The organism is Bacillus cereus group sp. RP43 (assembly GCF_040459645.1).
Classification (GTDB): Bacteria; Bacillota; Bacilli; order Bacillales; family Bacillaceae_G; genus Bacillus_A; species Bacillus_A mycoides_C.
Genome location: NZ_JARVHQ010000001.1, coordinates 597,614 through 615,639 on the forward strand (window position 1 = coordinate 597,614; position 18,026 = coordinate 615,639).

Sequence of the window (18,026 nt, forward strand, 5' to 3'; positions counted from 1 at the left end):
GGGGAATGAGAGATGGATATATACTTATTAATCGTCACGTTAATTGCGATCGCAATTGTTATTTTAGGAGTATCATGGTGGAAATGGCATGCATTTATTAGTTTAACAGTTGCTAGTTTGTTTTTAGCTATTATGTCCGGACTGAATTTAACGAAAATAGTGATTGCCTACGAAACTGGTGTTGGTAGTGTACTAGGGCATTTAGTTGGTATTTTGGCTCTCGGAACAATTTTAGGGAAAATGATGTCTGACTCAGGGGCAGGCATGCAAGTTGCAGATTTCTTCATTCGATTTTTCGGCGTAAAGAAACTACCTTGGGCTATGTTATTTGCGGGATTTGTTATAGGGATTCCAGTATTTTTTGAAGTGGGGATCGTCATTTTATTACCACTCGTTATCTCAATTCGAAAAACGACGAAGCAAAACATATTATTAATTGCTTTACCTGTCATTGCTGGATTATCTATTGTACATGGGCTAGTGCCTCCACATCCAGGTGCGATGACTGCAATCGGCATTTATAATGCGAATTTAGGGAAGGTATTATTGTATTCATTAATCATCGCGTTACCAACAGCTATTATCGCAGGACCGTTATTTGCAAAGTGGGTACATAAGAGAGTTATACCTGAAAATGAACCGGAGCTTGTTCGGGTTACAACTGTATCAACTGATTTACCGAGTCGTAAAGTTTCATTTTTTATTATTTTACTGCCAGTAGTTTTAATGATTTTATCAGTAGTCGCACCATATATTTCATTACCGAAAAAAATAACTGAATTTTTTGTATTTATCGGAAGTCCGGTAATCGCTTTACTTATTTCATGTTTCGCAGCGTTTTATTTACTAGGGATAAGACAAGGCATTAATAAAAAGATGATTAAAAAATTAACAGATGAAAGTTTACTACCAGTCGGTTCCATTATTTTAATAATCGGTGCAGGCGGTGGATTTAAACAAATATTAATTGAAAGCGGCGTTGGAACAGCCATCGCTCAAATGGCAGAACATATTTCATTATCACCAATCGTCTTAGCTTTCATGGTAGCTGGCTTAATTCGAATAGCGACCGGATCAGCAACAGTCGCTTTAACGACAGCAGCAGGAATTGTTTCACCGGTTATTCAGCACATGTCTGGTGTAAATTTGGAGTTGCTTGTTATTGCAACCGGCGCAGGGTCATTAATGTTTTCTCACGTAAATGATGCCGGTTTCTGGCTCGTAAAAGAGTATTTAGGATTAACGGTGAAGGAAACATTTAAGACGTGGACGGTACTGGAGACGTTATTATCATTTATTGCATTCGGTTTTGCACTTTTATTGAATATGTTTATTTAGAAGATACCTTAATTGGTATCTTTTTTTGATGAAGCCCAATTCCTAAAACAAGCCCGTTTTTATGTAAGCCAAGCTTCCGATTTGCCCTGAAAACATAATATAAATGGAATCCCCTCATTTAGAACAAGAGGAACTTGTTATGAATGATACTAAAGGAGGAATAGAGTAATGAGCGAAAAGTGTGAACACAGACATGATGATTGTAACCGCAGACATGGGTGCGGAGGCGGTTTTGCGCTTCTAATCGTATTGTTTATTTTATTAATCATTATCGGTGCTAGCTGCTTCGGCGGAGGCGGCGGTTCTTGTGGTTACGGCGGTTATGGTGGCTATGGCGGCGGCTATGGTGGGTACTGCTGCTAATTAAAAACTATTGAAAATGGCCTTGTGCAATATGCACAAGGCCATTTTATTCATATCTTGATATTCTGTGATAATTTATTAATGTACAGAGAACGGATTAGGAAGAAGAAAATAATCTCGATAATCCCGAACAATGTAAGTATAATGATTAATTCTTTTAATAAAGAAAAAGCAAACATGTTTTGTAAAAACTGAATCGCAAATATTGTATGAATACCAGCAACGATATAAGGAATGAAAAATAAAATTCCTAATTGAATCGTTGCGGAGCGAAACATTTCTGACTCAGTTAATCCAAGCTTTGTAATCGTAATGTATTTTTGTTTTTCAATTGTTAAGTCATTATACATACGGAAGTATAAAACACTAGCTGCCCCGATAAAGAACATAAAGCCAAGAAATGTCCAAATAAAGAAAGTAGCAATTGAATTGCCTTTACTGTAGTGTAGATCATCCGCGGCTGTAGAAAGGGAAAAAGGGACTCGAGCATCTTCTTCTTTATGTTTTTCATAAAAATCACGCACATCTTCATTTATAGTACGCGAAATATTTTTTGTCGGAGTAATTGAGTTTTCCCAGTTCTCCACAAAATAATTATATAGCGTTATTGTTTCAATATGAGGAATCAAATTATCAATTACAGTATCTTGAATAACAATTAAATGGGGTAATAAAAAAGAAGGCTCTATCCCTTTATTAATAAATCCTTTAATAGAAAATTCCTTTTTATTTGATCCGATTGTAATTGTATTTTGTTTTGCAAATGGATTTGATACAAGATTTAAGAGTTCTGGCGAGTAACGAGAAATAATATAAACTTGTGTAGAATCAAGAGTTATTTCTGGTCTCTTTAATTGTTTGGCGAGTATGTTATAGTCACTCATTTTCATAAGAACAACGTCTTCTTTTAAAGCTGTATCTTTTAATACTGTAGATTTGTATTTATTGTATTGAAAATTAGCATTTGTAAGCTCCTTTTCAATTGTAGCAATGTGTTTTTGCTCTAATGCATTTTCACCTTTGGTTACGTATGTGAAGGGGAAAGGATATCGTTCTAATATCGAAGCTTTTGTATTGTTATTAGCGGCAAATAATCCGATGATAATTGTAAATGCAAGTGCGGATAACATAGAAACGATAAAGAGAACATTAATATTACTACGAGTACGGCTAGTTAAATCTGAAATCCATAGCATATTTATTTGCTTCATATAAAACTTTCTTCGTCTTTTTAAAATGAAGATAAAGAGAAGAAATGTTTGCGAAAAGAATAAATATGTCCCGACTACTACGAGAGGCAAAATAGATAATATAATAAAGACTACAGAGCCATTCTGTACATTTTTTTCTGTTACGTAGCCTTGTGGATAACCGGCGATATAATAACATAATGTTAAGCAAATTAAAGCAAATATCGAAATAAGTATAGATGGTTTCTTTTCTTTGTCTCCTTTTTTTGTCCCCTTAATGAGCTGTGTTGTTTTACGAGTACGAATGAACATCGGTGTAAACGTAGAAACGATGAAAAATAAAATGATAAACGTTACCGTTGTAACGATAATTGCTTCTGTTGGCCAATATAAATAGAGGCCTTTTGCATTTGTTAATTTTGAAGTAACGAGTAAGAAAAAGTTAGAAAACACAAGACCGCCTTGAATACCAGCAAAGATAGCTAGTATTCCAATAATCATATTCTCAGTAAACAAAAGCCGTTTTAATTGTTTGTGTGAAATACCGAGAACAGTTAAAACGCCAAATTGTTGTTTCCGGACATTTAAAAATGTCCCGATAGAATATAAGAGAAAGAAGAACGAGAACAAAACGATAACAAACTGTGCCATGCCAGCTAAGTTCATGAGCGGATCTTGTTCCTGCAATTTATTCATAATTTGTAAGCGTGGATGATACGCGTATACAGTAAATGAAAAGAAAACCATGATAGAAAAAGCACTACTTACAAAATAAGCGAAATATGCTTTAGAATTACGCGAGACATTTTTAAATGCAAATTGCCAAAATGTCATCCACGTCTTCCTCCCAATAATGCTAGGACATCTAATATTTCTTGATAAAATTTCTCACGGTACAATCCGCGGTGTAGTTCATTGTAAAGTTCGCCATCTTTAATGAAAATAACACGGTTACAATAACTTGCTGCAAACGGATCATGCGTAACCATTAAAATCGTTGCATCTTCTTCTTTGTTTAATTTCGTAAATAATTCCATTACATCAATAGCTGCTTTTGAATCTAAGTTTCCTGTTGGTTCATCCGCAAGTAAAAGAGAGGGATGATGAATGACAGCACGTGCTACCGCAGTACGCTGTGCTTGTCCTCCTGAAACTTCAAAAATACGTTTGTCCAAAATATGATCAATTCCAAGTTTCTTTGAAATGTTATCGAGCTTTTCGTCCATTTCTTTTAAAGGAACATTATCTAACGTTAAAGGTAATACGATATTTTCTCCGATTGTTAACGTATCTAGTAGGTTAAAGTTTTGGAAAACAAATCCTAACTCTTGGCGACGGAAAATAGCCAATTTTTCTCTGCGAAATGTGTGCGGTTTTTTCCCGTTAATCACGACGTCTCCAGAAGTAGGGGAATCGATTGTGGAAATAACGTTTAAAAACGTAGATTTACCACTTCCAGATGGCCCCATAATTGCGACGAATTCACCTTTATCTACGTGTAAATTTATATTTTTTAAAGCGGTATGAGGGACTTTTCCCTCATATACTTTTGAGACGTTTTTTATGTGTAATACTTCTTCCATAGTAATCACCTTTCTACTTTTAAAACTTAATATGTTGTGATAATTTTTGCATATAAAAGGAACGAATTAAAAGGAAAAATAAAATTTCAACTGTTCCAAAAATCAACAGTACGACTGTAATCTCAGCGAAGAACGAGAGATGTAAAACTTCTTGTAGCATCTTTGTCGCAAACATCGTATGGATCGATGCCATAATGTAAGGCACGAAGAAAAGAATCGCAAGCTGAATTGTCGCTGAACGTTTCATTTCAGTTTCAGTTAAGCCAATTTTCGTAATCGTTATATATTTTTCTTGCTCATTTGTTAAATCTGTATACATTCGGAAGTAAAGAACACTACCAGCACCGATAAAGAAAATAACACCTAAGAAAGTACCAATTAAGAAGAATGAAGCGACATTTAGTTTTGTCTTATATAGAGAATCGCTCGCTTCACTTGCATGGAAAGGTGGATGCTCTGCTTGAATAGCTGCATTATCGTTATCGATTTTTGTTATAAACGATGAACCGATATTATGTGCTTTTTCCCAATCTGTAACTTTGAAGTTATATACACTCATTTGTTTGGAAACGGTGGATAAGGCTTCTACATTTTCATCAGATAGTATGAGTACTTGGTATATTAAGCTGTTTGGGAATGGGCTATAACTTTTATATTCTTTCACTTGTAGTTGTAAATTGTTTTGAGTAAGTGTAAGAGTATTTTTCTTTTCTTTATTGTGAAGTGTTCCAATAACTTGATCATCTAAGTCTTTCATAAGAATATAAGATTCATTCTTATTCACCGTGAGTTTTTCCAAATTTAACGCCTTAGCAAGTACATTATAGTCACTTTGTTTAATTGCATAATAGAGCTGCGTGTTATCTTCAGCCGAAGATACTTCATATATATCCGTTTTAAATTTTGTATAAGTAAAGTGTTCTTCATTAAATTTCTGCTCTAACCAGTTTAAATGTTCATCAGCTAATGTATTTTCAGTATGTGATAAATACGTAAACGGGAAAGGGTTTTTCCTAATTTCATCAAACTTTGTAAATTTCCCAAAACCGTATAAGAATGTAATCATTGTAAAAGCGAGCGTTGATAGCATCGCTACTATAAAGAGCATATTAATATTCGTACGAATGCGCGATGCTAGATCAGAGATCCAAAGCATATTAATTCGTTTCATATAAAACGTTCTTCGCGTTTTTAAAATACGAATAAGTAAAAAACTAATTTGTGAAAAGAAAAAGTATGTTCCAGCTGCAATAAGCGATGGAATGACAAATATACTAGAGACGGCATATAAAAGCCCAATGGTATCGCCTAACGACATAAAATATAATGGATTGGATTCTAATACATATCCAGTTATTAAGCATGCCGCACCAAATAGAGAGACGAGTACGGATGCTTTTTTTTCTTTTTGTTGTTTTCCTTCTTTTAAAAGGCGTACGGCTTTTCTCGTACGAATGAGCATCGGTGTAAAAGATGATACGAGAATGAAGAGCCCAAGAAAGATGATGATAGTTAAAACGATAGCACTTGTAGGCGGATATAAATATAAACCAGGTACGTGTGTAATTTTGGCGGTAACTAATAAAAAGAACTGTGAAAAGACAACTCCAAGTTGAATGCCAAAAAATATAGAAAGAGCACCAATTAACATATTTTCTATAAATATGAGTCGTTTTAATTGTTTTTGAGATATGCCAAGTACTGTTAAAATCCCGAACTGTTTTTTTCGTACTTTTAAAAACGTACCGATTGAATACAGTAAAAAGAAAAATGAAAAGAACACAATGACAACTTCTGAAATTGTCATTAATATGTTCAGAGAATAATTCACGTCTGTCATATGCAATTTAGGATGAAATAAATAAACTGCAAATGAGAAAAAGATTGCGATGGAGAACGCACTGCTTACAAAATAGGCGAAATAAGCTCTGGCGTTCCGCGTCACGTTTTTAAATGCAAACTGCCAAAATGTCATTCACCTAGCCTCCTAATGGGGTGAAGATGAAAAGAGTATAAGAAATACCCTTTTCATCAAGTTTGTTTTAAATATTTTGTCCACTCGTGTACTGTGATAATTTTTGCATATAAAGTGAACGAATGAATACGAAAAATACGATTTCAACGAATCCAAAAATAATAAGAACGGCTGAAACTTCTTTGAACAGAGATAAACCAATTACATCTTGTAGCATTTTTGTTGCGAACATTGTATGAATGGATGCCATAATGTACGGAACGAAAAATAAAATACTAAGTTGAATGGTTGCAGATCGTTTCATCTCTGTATCTGTTACACCGATTTTAGAAATCGTTATATATTTCTCTTGTTCGTTCGTCAAATCCGTATACATTCTAAAGTAAAGAACGCTACCAGCTCCAATGAAGAAGATAACTCCTAAAAATGTCCCGATTAGGAAGAATGCAGCACTGCCAGATGTTATTTTGTATAACGAACCTGCTGATTCAAAGGGGCGAATAAGAGGTCCTTCATACTGGGATGTATCTCGATCTTTTTGTACTTTTTCCATAAAATTATCAGCAATTTTATATGTCTGTTCCCAGTTTTGAATTTTGTAATTGTATGCTGATATATGCTTTACGGTGCCAGGTAAGTTATTTACGATAACATCAGGCAAAACTATCGTTTGATATGAAAAGCCAGCTGGAATTGCATTCACATACTCATAGCCTTTTACTCGTAATTTCGTATTTGTACTAGAGAGTGTAATGTAATCTCTTTTGTAGCTTTGCTCAAATTCGTTGAATATGGTGATATAAGATGTCCCTGTTAACACATATGCTTCGTTATCATCCATAAATAGTTGTTTCATTAGTAAAGAATTCGCAAGTTTGTTATAGTCACTTTGCTTAATTGCGTATACATCATTAAAAATGGCTACATCTTTATCTTCTTTTAGTGGTGTTTCATATATATCAGCTTTTATTTTCTTATAAGAGAAATGCTCTTTTTGTAATTGTTGCTCAAGCCAATTTAAATGCTCTGTAACAAAAGGGTTCGCATCATAAGAAAAATAAGAAATTGGGAAAGGAGAAGTTCTATTAACTTCTAGCTTAATAAATTTCCCGAATCCATATAGAAACGTAATCATTGTGAAAGCGATAGTAGATAGCATCGCTACAATAAAAAGCATATTAATATTCGTTCGAATACGGCTTGCTAAATCCGAAACCCAAAGCATATTAATCCGTTTCATATAAAATTTTCTTCTTTTCTTTAGAATATAAATGAGTAAGAAGCTAATTTGAGAAAAGAAAAAATATGTTCCGATTGTAACAAGCGTTGGGATAACGAAAATACTTGAAACCATATATATAACACCTATTTGCGGGCTTATTGATACGAAATATTTAGGATTTCCAGCTAACGCATAACCACCTAATAAACAAATCGCACCAAAGAAAGAAACAAGTATGGATGGTTTTCTTTCTTTTTGTTTTCCAACATTGGTTTTTAAAAGGTGTACCGCTTTTTTTGTACGAATAAGCATTGGTGTGAATGCAGATACAATGATAAAAAGACTAAGGAAAACAATGGTTGTTAAAATAAACGCGTTAGTAGGACCGTATAAATATATTCCTGGAACATGCGTAAGTTTGGCTGTTACTAATAAGAAAAATTGCGAAAAAACAACTCCAAACTGCATACCGAAAAAGATAGATGAAATCCCGATTAACATATTTTCCATGAAGACGAGACGGTGTAATTGTTTTCTCGATATTCCTAAAATGGTCAAAACCCCAAATTGTTTTTTTCTAACTTTTAAAAAAGTACCAATGGAATATAGTAAAAAGAAGAAAGAGAAAAATACAATTACTACTTCTGAAAATATCATTAATCCTGAAATTTCAGAAGTCATGTCAAAGTTTTGTAATTTCGGATGGAATAAGTAAACAGCAAACGAAAAGAACACAGCAATGGAAAAGGAGCTACTTACAAAGTAAGCAAAATAAGCTCTTGAGTTGCGCGTGACGTTTTTAAATGCAAATTGCCAAAATGTCATAGATTATACCTCCGGCTAGAAGATATAGAAGTAGTTGTATTGCAAAAAATGTATGAGATTGAGTTCTCATACATTTTGCTTGCATATGTTACGATCATGCTTCGGTCCTCTTCTCCGTATGTTCTGCCTGATTATTTGCAGCGTTGTGGAAGATGATTTTAATCGTCGTTCCTTTACCGACTTCAGAATCTAGTTTGACAGAGTGACCTAAATAATCACAAATTTTACTTACAATATAAAGTCCCATACCAGTAGATTCTCCGAATGCGCGACCGTTTTTCCCAGTGTAAAACGGTTCAAATACTCTTCGAATATCTTCTTGCGGAATACCAACACCTTCATCGCGAACTTCTAAAATAATATCTTTTCCGTTTCGGTAAGCAGATAAGAATACTTTCTTTCCGCGTTCACCAGAGTAACGAACTGCATTTGTCATTAACTGATAGATGATAAATTTTAGCCATTTCGCATCAGAAGCAACTTTTAAATCAGAATGGACTTCTAAAACAGGGAAGACACCATTACGAATGAATAGTTCTTTTAATCCGTTAATATTTTTTGTTACCGTATCTTTTAATGAAATCGTCTCGACATGGAAGTCTTCATGGAAGTTATTTAATCTTGCCATGTATAAAGCCATATCAAGCCCTTGGTTCAGACGATCTAATTCCTGTTTAAACTTTGGAATTAAATGTTCATCTTCCATTTCCAGCACCATAAGTTGCATGACGGAAACAGGTGTCTTCATTTGATGCACCCAATGGTTAATGAATAATTGATGTTCTTGTTGTTTTACTTCATACGATTGCAGTTCTTTTTGGAAGAGGCGGTACTGCGTACGCACGAGTTCATTGACACCGTGAGGCATCGGAGCAGTTGCTCTTTCAATAAACGCATCTTCCATTTTTTCTGGTTGCTCACTTAATCTATGGTACATTCTACGATTACGAACGTAACGATAAGCGAGGAAACAAATGAATAAATATAAACTTAAAACGACGAAGTAAAATTTATTGTTTTGAAATCCATCTACTGCATCATAAAGAACGAAAATGATACCGAAGTTTAATACGTACAGTAGGAAAAATGCAAAATGATCACGTAAAAATAGCTTCATGCTTATTCACTCCAAGTTGCGTTAAAACGATACCCAAGTCCACGTACTGTTTCAATAGAGTTCTCAATACCAAGCTCATTAAACTTTTTACGAAGACGCGTAATGTTTACGTTTAATGTATTTTCCTCAACAAAACTTTCGTCATCCCAAAGCGCAGCTAATAAATCTTCACGGCTCGCTGTACGAGGGAATTTAGATAATAACATTTCTGCTAAAATTGCCTCTTTCTTCGTTAAAAGAACTTGTTCAGATCCAAAGTGAATTTCTGGACGTTCAGGGAATAGTTTTAAACCTTCTACTTCAACGATACGTTCTGAAATATTTGGTGCATAATCACCGTAAATACGGCGTAATTGACCTTTGATTTTTGCCATTACAACGTCGTAGTGGAACGGTTTCGTAATGTAATCATCCGCACCGCTTTCAATCGCCATAATTTGCTCCATTTCACCAGCACGCGCTGAAATGAAAATAATTGGACAAGTAGATTCATGACGAATTTGACGGCACCAGTAGAATCCATCGAATTTCGGTAAGTTTACATCAAGTAAAACAAGATGTGGTTTCACTGCGTTAAACGATTCCATAATATCATCAAAGTTTTCAGTAACAACAGCGTCGTACCCGTACTTTTGAATGTGAGATTGTAGTAATGATGAAATATTTGGATCGTCTTCAACGATTAAAATTTTGTACATATGTATATTCCTCCTCAAAAAAACAATTGTAGCTATAGTGTATCATGTGTTTCAAGTCTTTTCATTATGTTGAAATATAAGCTATATAAATATACAAATTTAAAAAGGACATAGAACCTTTCTTTTTAGGTGAGAGAGAGGGTATAGCTATGTATAGGGCGGTCAAAGCCTGTTTCTTCTCCATGCGAAGTAATATACATAGAATAGCTGTGGCGTATTTATATGACGAAAGATTAAACCAGATTTATATAGTATCAGTATAGGTCAAAAGTGGAAAAGTAAAAAGGGCTATGGATATAATTGACAATTAATAGTTTTCGATTTAATATTTAGATAAATATCTAAATGTCTAATTAGTGAGAGGAAGAAAGACATTGAATCAAGCATTCAAAGCATTAGCAGATCCAACAAGGCGAAAAATTTTAGATTTATTAAAAGAAGGCGATCTAACCGCTGGTGAAATTGCTGAACAGTTCAATATGACAAAGCCAAGTATTTCACATCATTTAAGTGCATTAAAAAATGCTGAACTTATTCAAGATGAAAAGAAAGGGCAATTCGTTGTGTACTCATTGAACACGACTGTATTTCAAGATTTATTGACTTGGGTGTTTACGTTTACGAATAAGGGGGAAGAGGGGAAATGAGAAAACATCTTTTTGCAATTATATTAATTTTTATAACTTGTATCGCATGGGCGTTTGCTTGGCCTCATTTACCGGATACAATTGCGACGCATTGGAGCGGCGGTAAGGTAGATGGATATTCGTCTAAATTATATGGAATGATTTCTATGGTTGGAATTATGATTGCGTTATATATATTTCTAAATGTAATACCGAAGATTGATCCAAGGAAAGCAAATTATGAGAAATTTTCTAAAGCTTTTATGATGATGAATAATGGGATACTCCTGCTACTATTTGTAGGGAATATAGATATTATTACAAGTGGACTTGGGTATAACTTATTCATTAATCGTGTGCCGGAATTATTAGTGGGTGTTTTGTTTATAGTCATCGGCAATTATTTGCCACAATGCAAGCCTAACTTTTTCGTTGGGATGCGTAATCCTTGGACATTAAGTAATGAAGAAGTATGGAGAAAGACACATCGATTTAGCGGGAAAGTATTTGTGGTGTTAGGACTTATTATGATTATAAGTGTTTTCGCTCCAGCTGATTTGAGATCTTATATGATGCTCGGGATTATAGTAGTTGCTGTTATCATAACGAATTTATATTCTTACGTTTTATATAAAAAAGAAATGCAATTGTGAGCAATAAGGGATTGAACTGTACTAGTCAAATTTTATATTTATAGTTTCTATGTGTTAAGAGATTTAAATACTCAGTGGGGATAATGAAAAGCTCGCTGAGTAATTTTTTTGATTTTAGGTCTGAAAATTCAGTTAAAAATATAGTTTGGGGGAAATTACATGTTAGAAATTATAAATTTTAGCAAGACATACAAAGGTGGTAAGAAAGCAGTAGATCATTTAAATATTACTGTTCAAGCAGGAGATATCTTTGGATTTATCGGGCATAACGGTGCGGGAAAAAGTACAACAATTAAGTCGTTAGTAGGAGTTATAGATTTTGAAGAGGGTGAAATTTTTGTTGATGGCCACTCAGTAAAAAAGGATCCGATTGCATGTAAGAAAGTAATGGCGTATATTCCTGATAATCCAGATTTATATGAGCAATTAACAGGAATTCAATATTTGAACTTTGTTGCTGACGTGTTTAAAGTGTCTGCGAAGGATCGGGAAGAACAGATACAGAAGTATGGGGATGCCTTTGAGATTACACCTTACTTAGGAGACTTAATTTCTTCTTATTCACACGGTATGAAACAAAAAGTAGCGATTATATCGGCGGTTTTACATAAACCGAAATTATTAGTTTTAGATGAACCTTTCGTTGGTCTTGATCCAAAGGCAGCCGTAGTATTGAAAGGTATTATGAAGGAGCTTTGTGAAAAGGGAAGTGCAATTTTCTTTTCTACGCACGTTTTAGATGTGGCGGAGAAGTTATGTAATAAAATAGCGATGATTAATAGAGGGAAATTAGCACTTTCAGGGGAAGTAAATTCTTTAATAAAAGAAGGCTCATTGGAAGAGCTCTTTATGGAGGAGCTTGCTAATGAATACTAGTAGTTTAGGTCTGTTGAAAATCCGGTTGATAACGCAGCTAGGTTTAAATACCTTTAAATACGAAAAAGATAAGAAAAAGAAGCAGAATAAGATTTTGCTGACAGCATCTATTGCCCTAGTTGGTGTCATGTTAATGTTATATTGCGGAACCTCGGCATATGGATTGGTGAAACTAGAAATGAGTGAAATTATTCCAGTTTATGCACTAGTTATTAGCAGTGTATTAACGTTGTTTTTCACTATATTTAAGGCAAATGGAGAAATTTTTGCTTTTAAGGACTATGATTTTTTAATGTCATTGCCGATTTGTGTAAGTACTGTTATTGCAAGTAGATTTTTGTATTTATACTTGCTGAATACGATCTTTTCAATCATAATCATGCTACCGATGGGAGTTGTTTATGGCATACATGAGAAGCCATCAGTTGTTTTTTACTTTATGTGGTTCATCAGTATGTTTATAGCATCTTTAATCCCAACAACAATAGCAGCGATCTTTGGAGCTGGGATTACGGCAATCGCTTCTAAATTTAAAAATACGAATAAAATAACTACGATTTTAAGTTTTATAGTAATTATTACATTCGGTTTCTTTATGCTAAAAAACGGAAATGCTCAATATAGCCTTAATGATATGAATGGAATTGGTGCAATTGTTTCAGAGCAATTAACGAAAGTGTATCCATTAGCTAACATGTTTCAAAAAGCAATTGTTAATGCTGATATTATAGCCTTCATCCTATTCGTTGGGATATCAGTTATTTGGTATTATCTTTTTGTAAAAATACTTTCGTTAAAATATAAGCAAATAAACACAGGGATTTCCACTTATCATATGCTTTCAAATTATGAGATTAATAGTATGAGAAAAGAAAGTGTATTGGTTGCATTGTATAAAAAAGAGCTGAAACGTTTCTTCTCTTCTACAGTGTATGTCATAAATAGTGGAATGGGAGTCGTGATGGCGATAGCTTTCTCGCTGGCTATAGTTGTAGTAGGGCCAAGTCAATTAATAGCGTATCCTGGAATTGAGCCCCTGTTGCAAAAGATTGCTCCATTTGCTATTGCAGCAGCGATTTCGATGACGTGTACAACATGTGTGTCATTGTCTTTAGAAGGAAAAAATATATGGATTATTAAGTCATTGCCTATAGCGCCAAAGATGATTTATGACAGTAAAATTCTTATGAATCTTTCATTGACTATACCTGTATCACTTATTAGTGCTGTATTACTAATAATAGGGTTAAAATTAGATGTTTGGAGTTCTTTTTTAATCATAATAACACCGATAACATATTCAGTATTTTCGGCAGTATGGGGGATTTTTATTAATAATCGATTGGGTTATTATGATTGGGTATCAGAAACGCAAGTAGTAAAACAAAGTGTAGGATCGTTTGTCGGTATGTTTGGTGGCTTAATTGTGGCTGTTATACCTGCCTTATTAATCGGTACGGCTGCTATCTCGAACTACAGAGTATTTACTTTTTTATTTGTTATAGTGCTTACGAGTATTACTATTTTCTTGTATAGGAACGAGTCGAGAAGAAGTATAAAATAAGAAGCTGCTCTTCCTTTAAAAAGGAAGAGCAGCTTTTTTATTTTGAAACAGTTCAGATCCTTATATTACTTTTTCAAAACAGGTACCCATATTTCGCTTCTGAAATTCGGCGAGGATATATCTTTACTTTCATTCCATAAAATTTCCGGACCTTCTGCTAGTTCATAGTTTGAAGAAGGGAACAATTCGGAATAAATACGTCCCCATACATTTTGTAATGCACTAGGAAATGGGCCAATAGCTTCAAATATAGCCCACGTTGAAGCCGCAACTTCAAGCTGTTTGAATTGCTTTGGACAATCCTTTGTTGCGGCTACTCCAATATAGTGATCGAGTTCGCCTTTTTCCTCCATTCTTCCTTCAGAAAAATTTGTAGAAGCACTAATGAGTCCTGTAGGTTCAATATTTGAAAGGGACTTTAATGTTTGAATAGACTCTGGGTTTAAACTTTTCCACATCGAGGCAATTTCTTCATTTACACCATTGAAAACGATTGGTACTCGTTTTGTAATACCTATAATTCGAAATGAGTCTTTTTCTTCAATTCGATAGTTCATTTCATTTCCTCCTTGAATGGATAGTTGGAAGGTCATCGGTGAATAAGCTTTCAAAGAATGACTACTATTTCGGGCCTCTGAAGGTGTTATGCCGTGTAAGTTTTGAAATGCACGAGAGAATGAATCTGGTGAATTGTAGCCATATTTAATAGCGACATCAATGACTTTTACATTGCTGTTTTTTAGTTCAAAGGCAGCGAGAGTAAGACGTCTACAGCGAATATAATCAGATAGTGATATGCCAGCTAGAAATGAAAACATTCTTTTAAAGTGATATTCAGAGCAGAGAGCTAGCCTCGCAACTTCTTTAAAATCAATTTCATCTGTCAGGTTGTATTCAATATATTGCATTGCTGCATTCATATTTTTTAGTGAATCCATTAAATGACCTCCTTTGCAATTAGAATAGCAGGAAAGAAATAGCTTCATCCGACATTTCGTGCACAACTTTGTAGGTGCATTTTTTACCTTACAAAATTGTAATGTTCCTGTAAGGAGAATGAATGGATGGTATGATATCCCAATGCTATAGTAACAAAGTACTTTCATTCATTAAGTTAAATTTTTATGTCTTTACTTAGGTGCCTTACATAACTGTCATGTTTGTGTAAGAAACATCGATAGTGGCAAGAGTAGAGAATGTATATAGTGAAAATAGAGAATAGAAGAAATGAGGGATGTCGAGATGAAAACAGTGTTAGAAGCAAAAAATATTGAAAAAGTGTATGACACGGGTGGTAATAAATTTGCAGCGTTAAAAGGTATTAACTTACAAGTAAAAGAAGGTGAGTTCGTTGGAATTATGGGACCTTCTGGTTCTGGTAAGACGACTCTTTTAAATGTTCTTTCTACAATTGATAATGCGACGAACGGTGAAATTTTAATTGATGGAAAAGATATTGTGAAGATGAATGATGATAAGCTAGCTTTGTTCCGCCGCGATCATTTAGGTTTCATTTTCCAAGATTATAACTTATTAGATACATTAACGGTGAAAGAAAATATCGCTTTACCTCTTGCATTATCAAAGGTGAAAGCGAGCGAAATTGACCGCCGTGTTCTTGAAATCTCGAAGAAATTCGGTATTGATCATATTTTAAGTCAGTTTCCTTATCAAGTGTCTGGTGGACAGAAGCAGCGCTGCGCCGCATCACGGGCAATCGTTACAAATCCAAGTATGATTTTCGGGGACGAGCCAACTGGAGCACTCGATTCTAAATCAGCAACAGATTTATTAGAAAGTATGAAGTCATTAAATGAATATGATAACTCAACAATTTTAATGGTAACGCACGATGCATTTGCGGCGAGTTATTGTAAAAGAGTTATTTTTATTAAAGATGGTGAACTATATAAAGAATTGCATCGCGGTGAATCGACGCGTAAACAGTTCTTCCAAAAAATCGTTGACGTAATGTCTTCTATTTCTGGAGGTATGGCTGATGACCTTATCTAGAATTGCCCTCCGCAACATACAGCGGAATTTTAAAGACTACTTTGTATATTTTGCATCTATGATTTTTAGTATCGTCATTTACTTTACATTTAAAGCACTGCAATATAATTCACAAATGGAAAAAGCAGCGGAAGCCTCTAAAAAGATTAGCGGTGCGTTTCAGGTTTCCAGTGTGATGCTTATCATTTTCGTAGCAGTGTTCATTATATATTCGAACGGATTCTTTACACGTAAACGTAAAAAAGAAGTTGGCTTATATTCTTTATTAGGTATTCGTAAAAGACAAATTGGTAAAATGCTCTTTTATGAAAATATGTTAATGGGATTAATGTCATTAGTAATCGGGATTGCGATTGGTAGTGTCCTTTCAAAATTATTCCTTGAGTTATTAGTAAGTATGATGGGATTAAACTTAAACGTCCATTTTGAAGTACCGATGGCTGCCATTATTGATACAGCAATTATTTTCTTTGTGATTATTTTATATACATCACTCCAAGGGTATCGTTTAATTTATCGCTTTAAGTTAATTGAACTTTTCCGCGCAGAACGTGAAGGAGAAGCAATGCCAAAAGGATCTGTCATTATGGCATTAATTTCAGTTTTCTTAATCGGTTCAGGTTATTTCTTAGCGTTAATGTTTATGAAGGCAATTATGTATGCAAACTTTATGGCAGTTGCACTTTATATTTTACTTGCGACAGTATTAGGTACGTACTTACTATTTATGTTCTTTACTGTATTCGTATTGAAACGTGCAAGAAATAATAAATCATCGTTTTATAACGGTATGAATATGGTAACGACGTCACAGCTACTATATCGTATTAAAGGGAATGCAAAGTCACTTGCGACAATTTCTATTTTAAGTGCGGTAACATTAACAGCGGTTGGTACGTCAGTTACGATGTATTACAACACATTTACACAATCAAAAGCAGTTGCACCATACAGCTACTCTTATGAGAAGAAAGATGCAGAACTAGATAAGAAAGTAAATGCGATTTTTGCTGAGGAAAAAGAGAATCATCCTGTAAAAGATCAATTTGAAGTTGAGATGGTTCCTGTAAAAGGAAAGTTTGAAGGAGTTAAAGTCGATTTCATCTTTAATATGAACTACAGTATCTCAGAGAAATATCAATTTATATCTCAATCTGAATTTAATAAACTTGCTAAAAAAATCGATGCAGAAACAGTGAATATAGCTGCCGGTGAAGCCTTTATATATGATAGTTCTTATATTGAAGGGTATGAGTTTAGCCCTGAATATAAAGGAAATAAAGCGGTATTCCAAATTGGAAATGAAACGAAGACATTGACGATCCAAGGTGCAAATAATAATGCAATTACGAACTTAGGTGAATTAGTTGTTGTCGTTCCAGATGAAATGTATGAACAAGCGAAGCAAGCATTTGGAACACGTGTTGTGAAAAATATTGATGTAAAAGATGAAAGAAACAGTAAAGTATTAACAGAAAAACTAACAAAAGTGATGCCAGCTGGTGAATCAGAAATGGCACCACCATTTAGAGACTTCTATACTGGTTTCCATATGGGACTTGAAGCAACTGGACTAATGATGTTCATCGGAATGTTCTTAGGACTTGTATTCTTACTAGCAACAGGTTCTATTATTTACTTCAAACAGCTAACAGAGGCAAGTGCAGATCGTGAGCGTTACGTTGTCCTTCATAAAATCGGTGTAACGAAACAAGAAATGAAAAAAGCTATTGCAAAACAAGTGAGCTTTATCTTTGCAATTCCACTAGTAATCGGAATTCTACACAGTTTGTTTGCATTAAAAGGTTTAGGGAACATACTACCATTTGAAATTATGATTCCGCTTCTAATTAGTATCGGAGTATACAGCGTTATTTATATCGGATATTACTTCTTAACAGTTCGCTCTTATTATAAGATTGTGAGTGCGAAGTAATAAGGGAGCAGCTATCGCTATAGGCGGTAGCTGTTTTTTTATTCTTC

At 34.3% G+C, this 18,026-nt stretch carries 15 protein-coding genes; 8 read left to right on the top strand and 7 right to left on the bottom strand.

Annotated features, from left to right (window positions below; all coding sequences use genetic code 11):
* Positions 1–12 precede the first annotated feature (12 nt).
* Together gntP and QCI75_RS03095 are read left to right on the top strand one after the other, a co-directional pair.
* Entirely contained in the window at positions 13–1,338 is a 1,326-nt protein-coding gene (gntP, locus tag QCI75_RS03090; RefSeq protein WP_353759957.1) for a gluconate permease GntP, read from the top strand.
* Between the two features lie 168 nt (positions 1,339–1,506).
* Positions 1,507–1,701 (top strand): YjcZ family sporulation protein, encoded by a 195-nt coding sequence (locus QCI75_RS03095; RefSeq protein ID WP_070145275.1) that lies wholly within the window; start codon positions 1,507–1,509, stop codon positions 1,699–1,701.
* A 50-nt stretch (positions 1,702–1,751) separates the two neighbouring features.
* Here QCI75_RS03095 and QCI75_RS03100 read toward each other — a convergent pair whose 3' ends face one another.
* The 6 genes from QCI75_RS03100 to QCI75_RS03125 all read right to left on the bottom strand — a co-directional run bounded on the left by QCI75_RS03100 (position 1,752) and on the right by QCI75_RS03125 (position 10,311).
* On the bottom strand, positions 1,752–3,725 hold the full coding sequence (locus QCI75_RS03100) for an FtsX-like permease family protein (RefSeq protein WP_144507016.1): 1,974 nt from the start codon (positions 3,723–3,725) through the stop codon (positions 1,752–1,754).
* Positions 3,722–4,474: an ABC transporter ATP-binding protein gene (locus tag QCI75_RS03105; protein ID WP_000393250.1), complete on the bottom strand. Its 753-nt coding sequence runs from the start codon at positions 4,472–4,474 to the stop codon at positions 3,722–3,724. The genes QCI75_RS03100 and QCI75_RS03105 overlap by 4 nt, the downstream gene beginning before the upstream one ends.
* Positions 4,475–4,493: 19 nt before the next feature.
* Positions 4,494–6,449 carry an ABC transporter permease gene (locus QCI75_RS03110; protein ID WP_144507015.1) on the bottom strand — a complete coding sequence of 652 codons (1,956 nt, stop codon included), beginning with the start codon at positions 6,447–6,449 and terminating at the stop codon, positions 4,494–4,496.
* Positions 6,450–6,516: 67 nt separating this feature from the next.
* Positions 6,517–8,496: an ABC transporter permease gene (locus QCI75_RS03115; protein WP_144507014.1), complete on the bottom strand. Its 1,980-nt coding sequence runs from the start codon at positions 8,494–8,496 to the stop codon at positions 6,517–6,519.
* 94 nt (positions 8,497–8,590) lie between these two features.
* Positions 8,591–9,613, bottom strand: a complete 1,023-nt coding sequence (locus QCI75_RS03120; protein WP_144507013.1) for a sensor histidine kinase — start codon at positions 9,611–9,613, stop codon at positions 8,591–8,593.
* Positions 9,614–9,615: 2 nt separating this feature from the next.
* Positions 9,616–10,311: a response regulator transcription factor gene (locus tag QCI75_RS03125; protein WP_071744366.1), complete on the bottom strand. Its 696-nt coding sequence runs from the start codon at positions 10,309–10,311 to the stop codon at positions 9,616–9,618.
* Positions 10,312–10,685: 374 nt separating this feature from the next.
* On the opposite strand from QCI75_RS03125, the gene QCI75_RS03130 reads away from it, so the two are divergent.
* The 4 genes from QCI75_RS03130 to QCI75_RS03145 all read left to right on the top strand — a co-directional run bounded on the left by QCI75_RS03130 (position 10,686) and on the right by QCI75_RS03145 (position 14,030).
* The gene (locus QCI75_RS03130; protein ID WP_002067754.1) at positions 10,686–10,958 is read left to right on the top strand and encodes an autorepressor SdpR family transcription factor; all 273 of its coding nucleotides are present in this window, start codon (positions 10,686–10,688) and stop codon (positions 10,956–10,958) included.
* The gene (locus tag QCI75_RS03135; RefSeq protein ID WP_353759958.1) at positions 10,955–11,590 is read left to right on the top strand and encodes an SdpI family protein; all 636 of its coding nucleotides are present in this window, start codon (positions 10,955–10,957) and stop codon (positions 11,588–11,590) included. The genes QCI75_RS03130 and QCI75_RS03135 overlap by 4 nt, the downstream gene beginning before the upstream one ends.
* A gap of 159 nt (positions 11,591–11,749) precedes the next feature.
* Entirely contained in the window at positions 11,750–12,466 is a 717-nt protein-coding gene (locus QCI75_RS03140) for an ABC transporter ATP-binding protein (protein ID WP_353759959.1), read from the top strand.
* On the top strand, positions 12,456–14,030 hold the full coding sequence (locus tag QCI75_RS03145; RefSeq protein ID WP_353759960.1) for a putative ABC transporter permease subunit: 1,575 nt from the start codon (positions 12,456–12,458) through the stop codon (positions 14,028–14,030). Before QCI75_RS03140 ends, QCI75_RS03145 begins: the two co-directional genes overlap by 11 nt.
* 65 nt (positions 14,031–14,095) lie before the next feature.
* Here QCI75_RS03145 and QCI75_RS03150 read toward each other — a convergent pair whose 3' ends face one another.
* Positions 14,096–14,968 (bottom strand): AraC family transcriptional regulator, encoded by an 873-nt coding sequence (locus QCI75_RS03150; protein WP_353759961.1) that lies wholly within the window; start codon positions 14,966–14,968, stop codon positions 14,096–14,098.
* Positions 14,969–15,272: 304 nt separating this feature from the next.
* Between QCI75_RS03150 and QCI75_RS03155 the strand changes: the two genes are divergently transcribed.
* Positions 15,273–16,043: an ABC transporter ATP-binding protein gene (locus tag QCI75_RS03155; protein ID WP_000859655.1), complete on the top strand. Its 771-nt coding sequence runs from the start codon at positions 15,273–15,275 to the stop codon at positions 16,041–16,043.
* Positions 16,030–17,979, top strand: coding sequence for an ABC transporter permease (locus QCI75_RS03160; RefSeq protein ID WP_353759962.1), 1,950 nt, complete (start codon positions 16,030–16,032; stop codon positions 17,977–17,979). Before QCI75_RS03155 ends, QCI75_RS03160 begins: the two co-directional genes overlap by 14 nt.
* Positions 17,980–18,026: the final 47 nt, after the last annotated feature.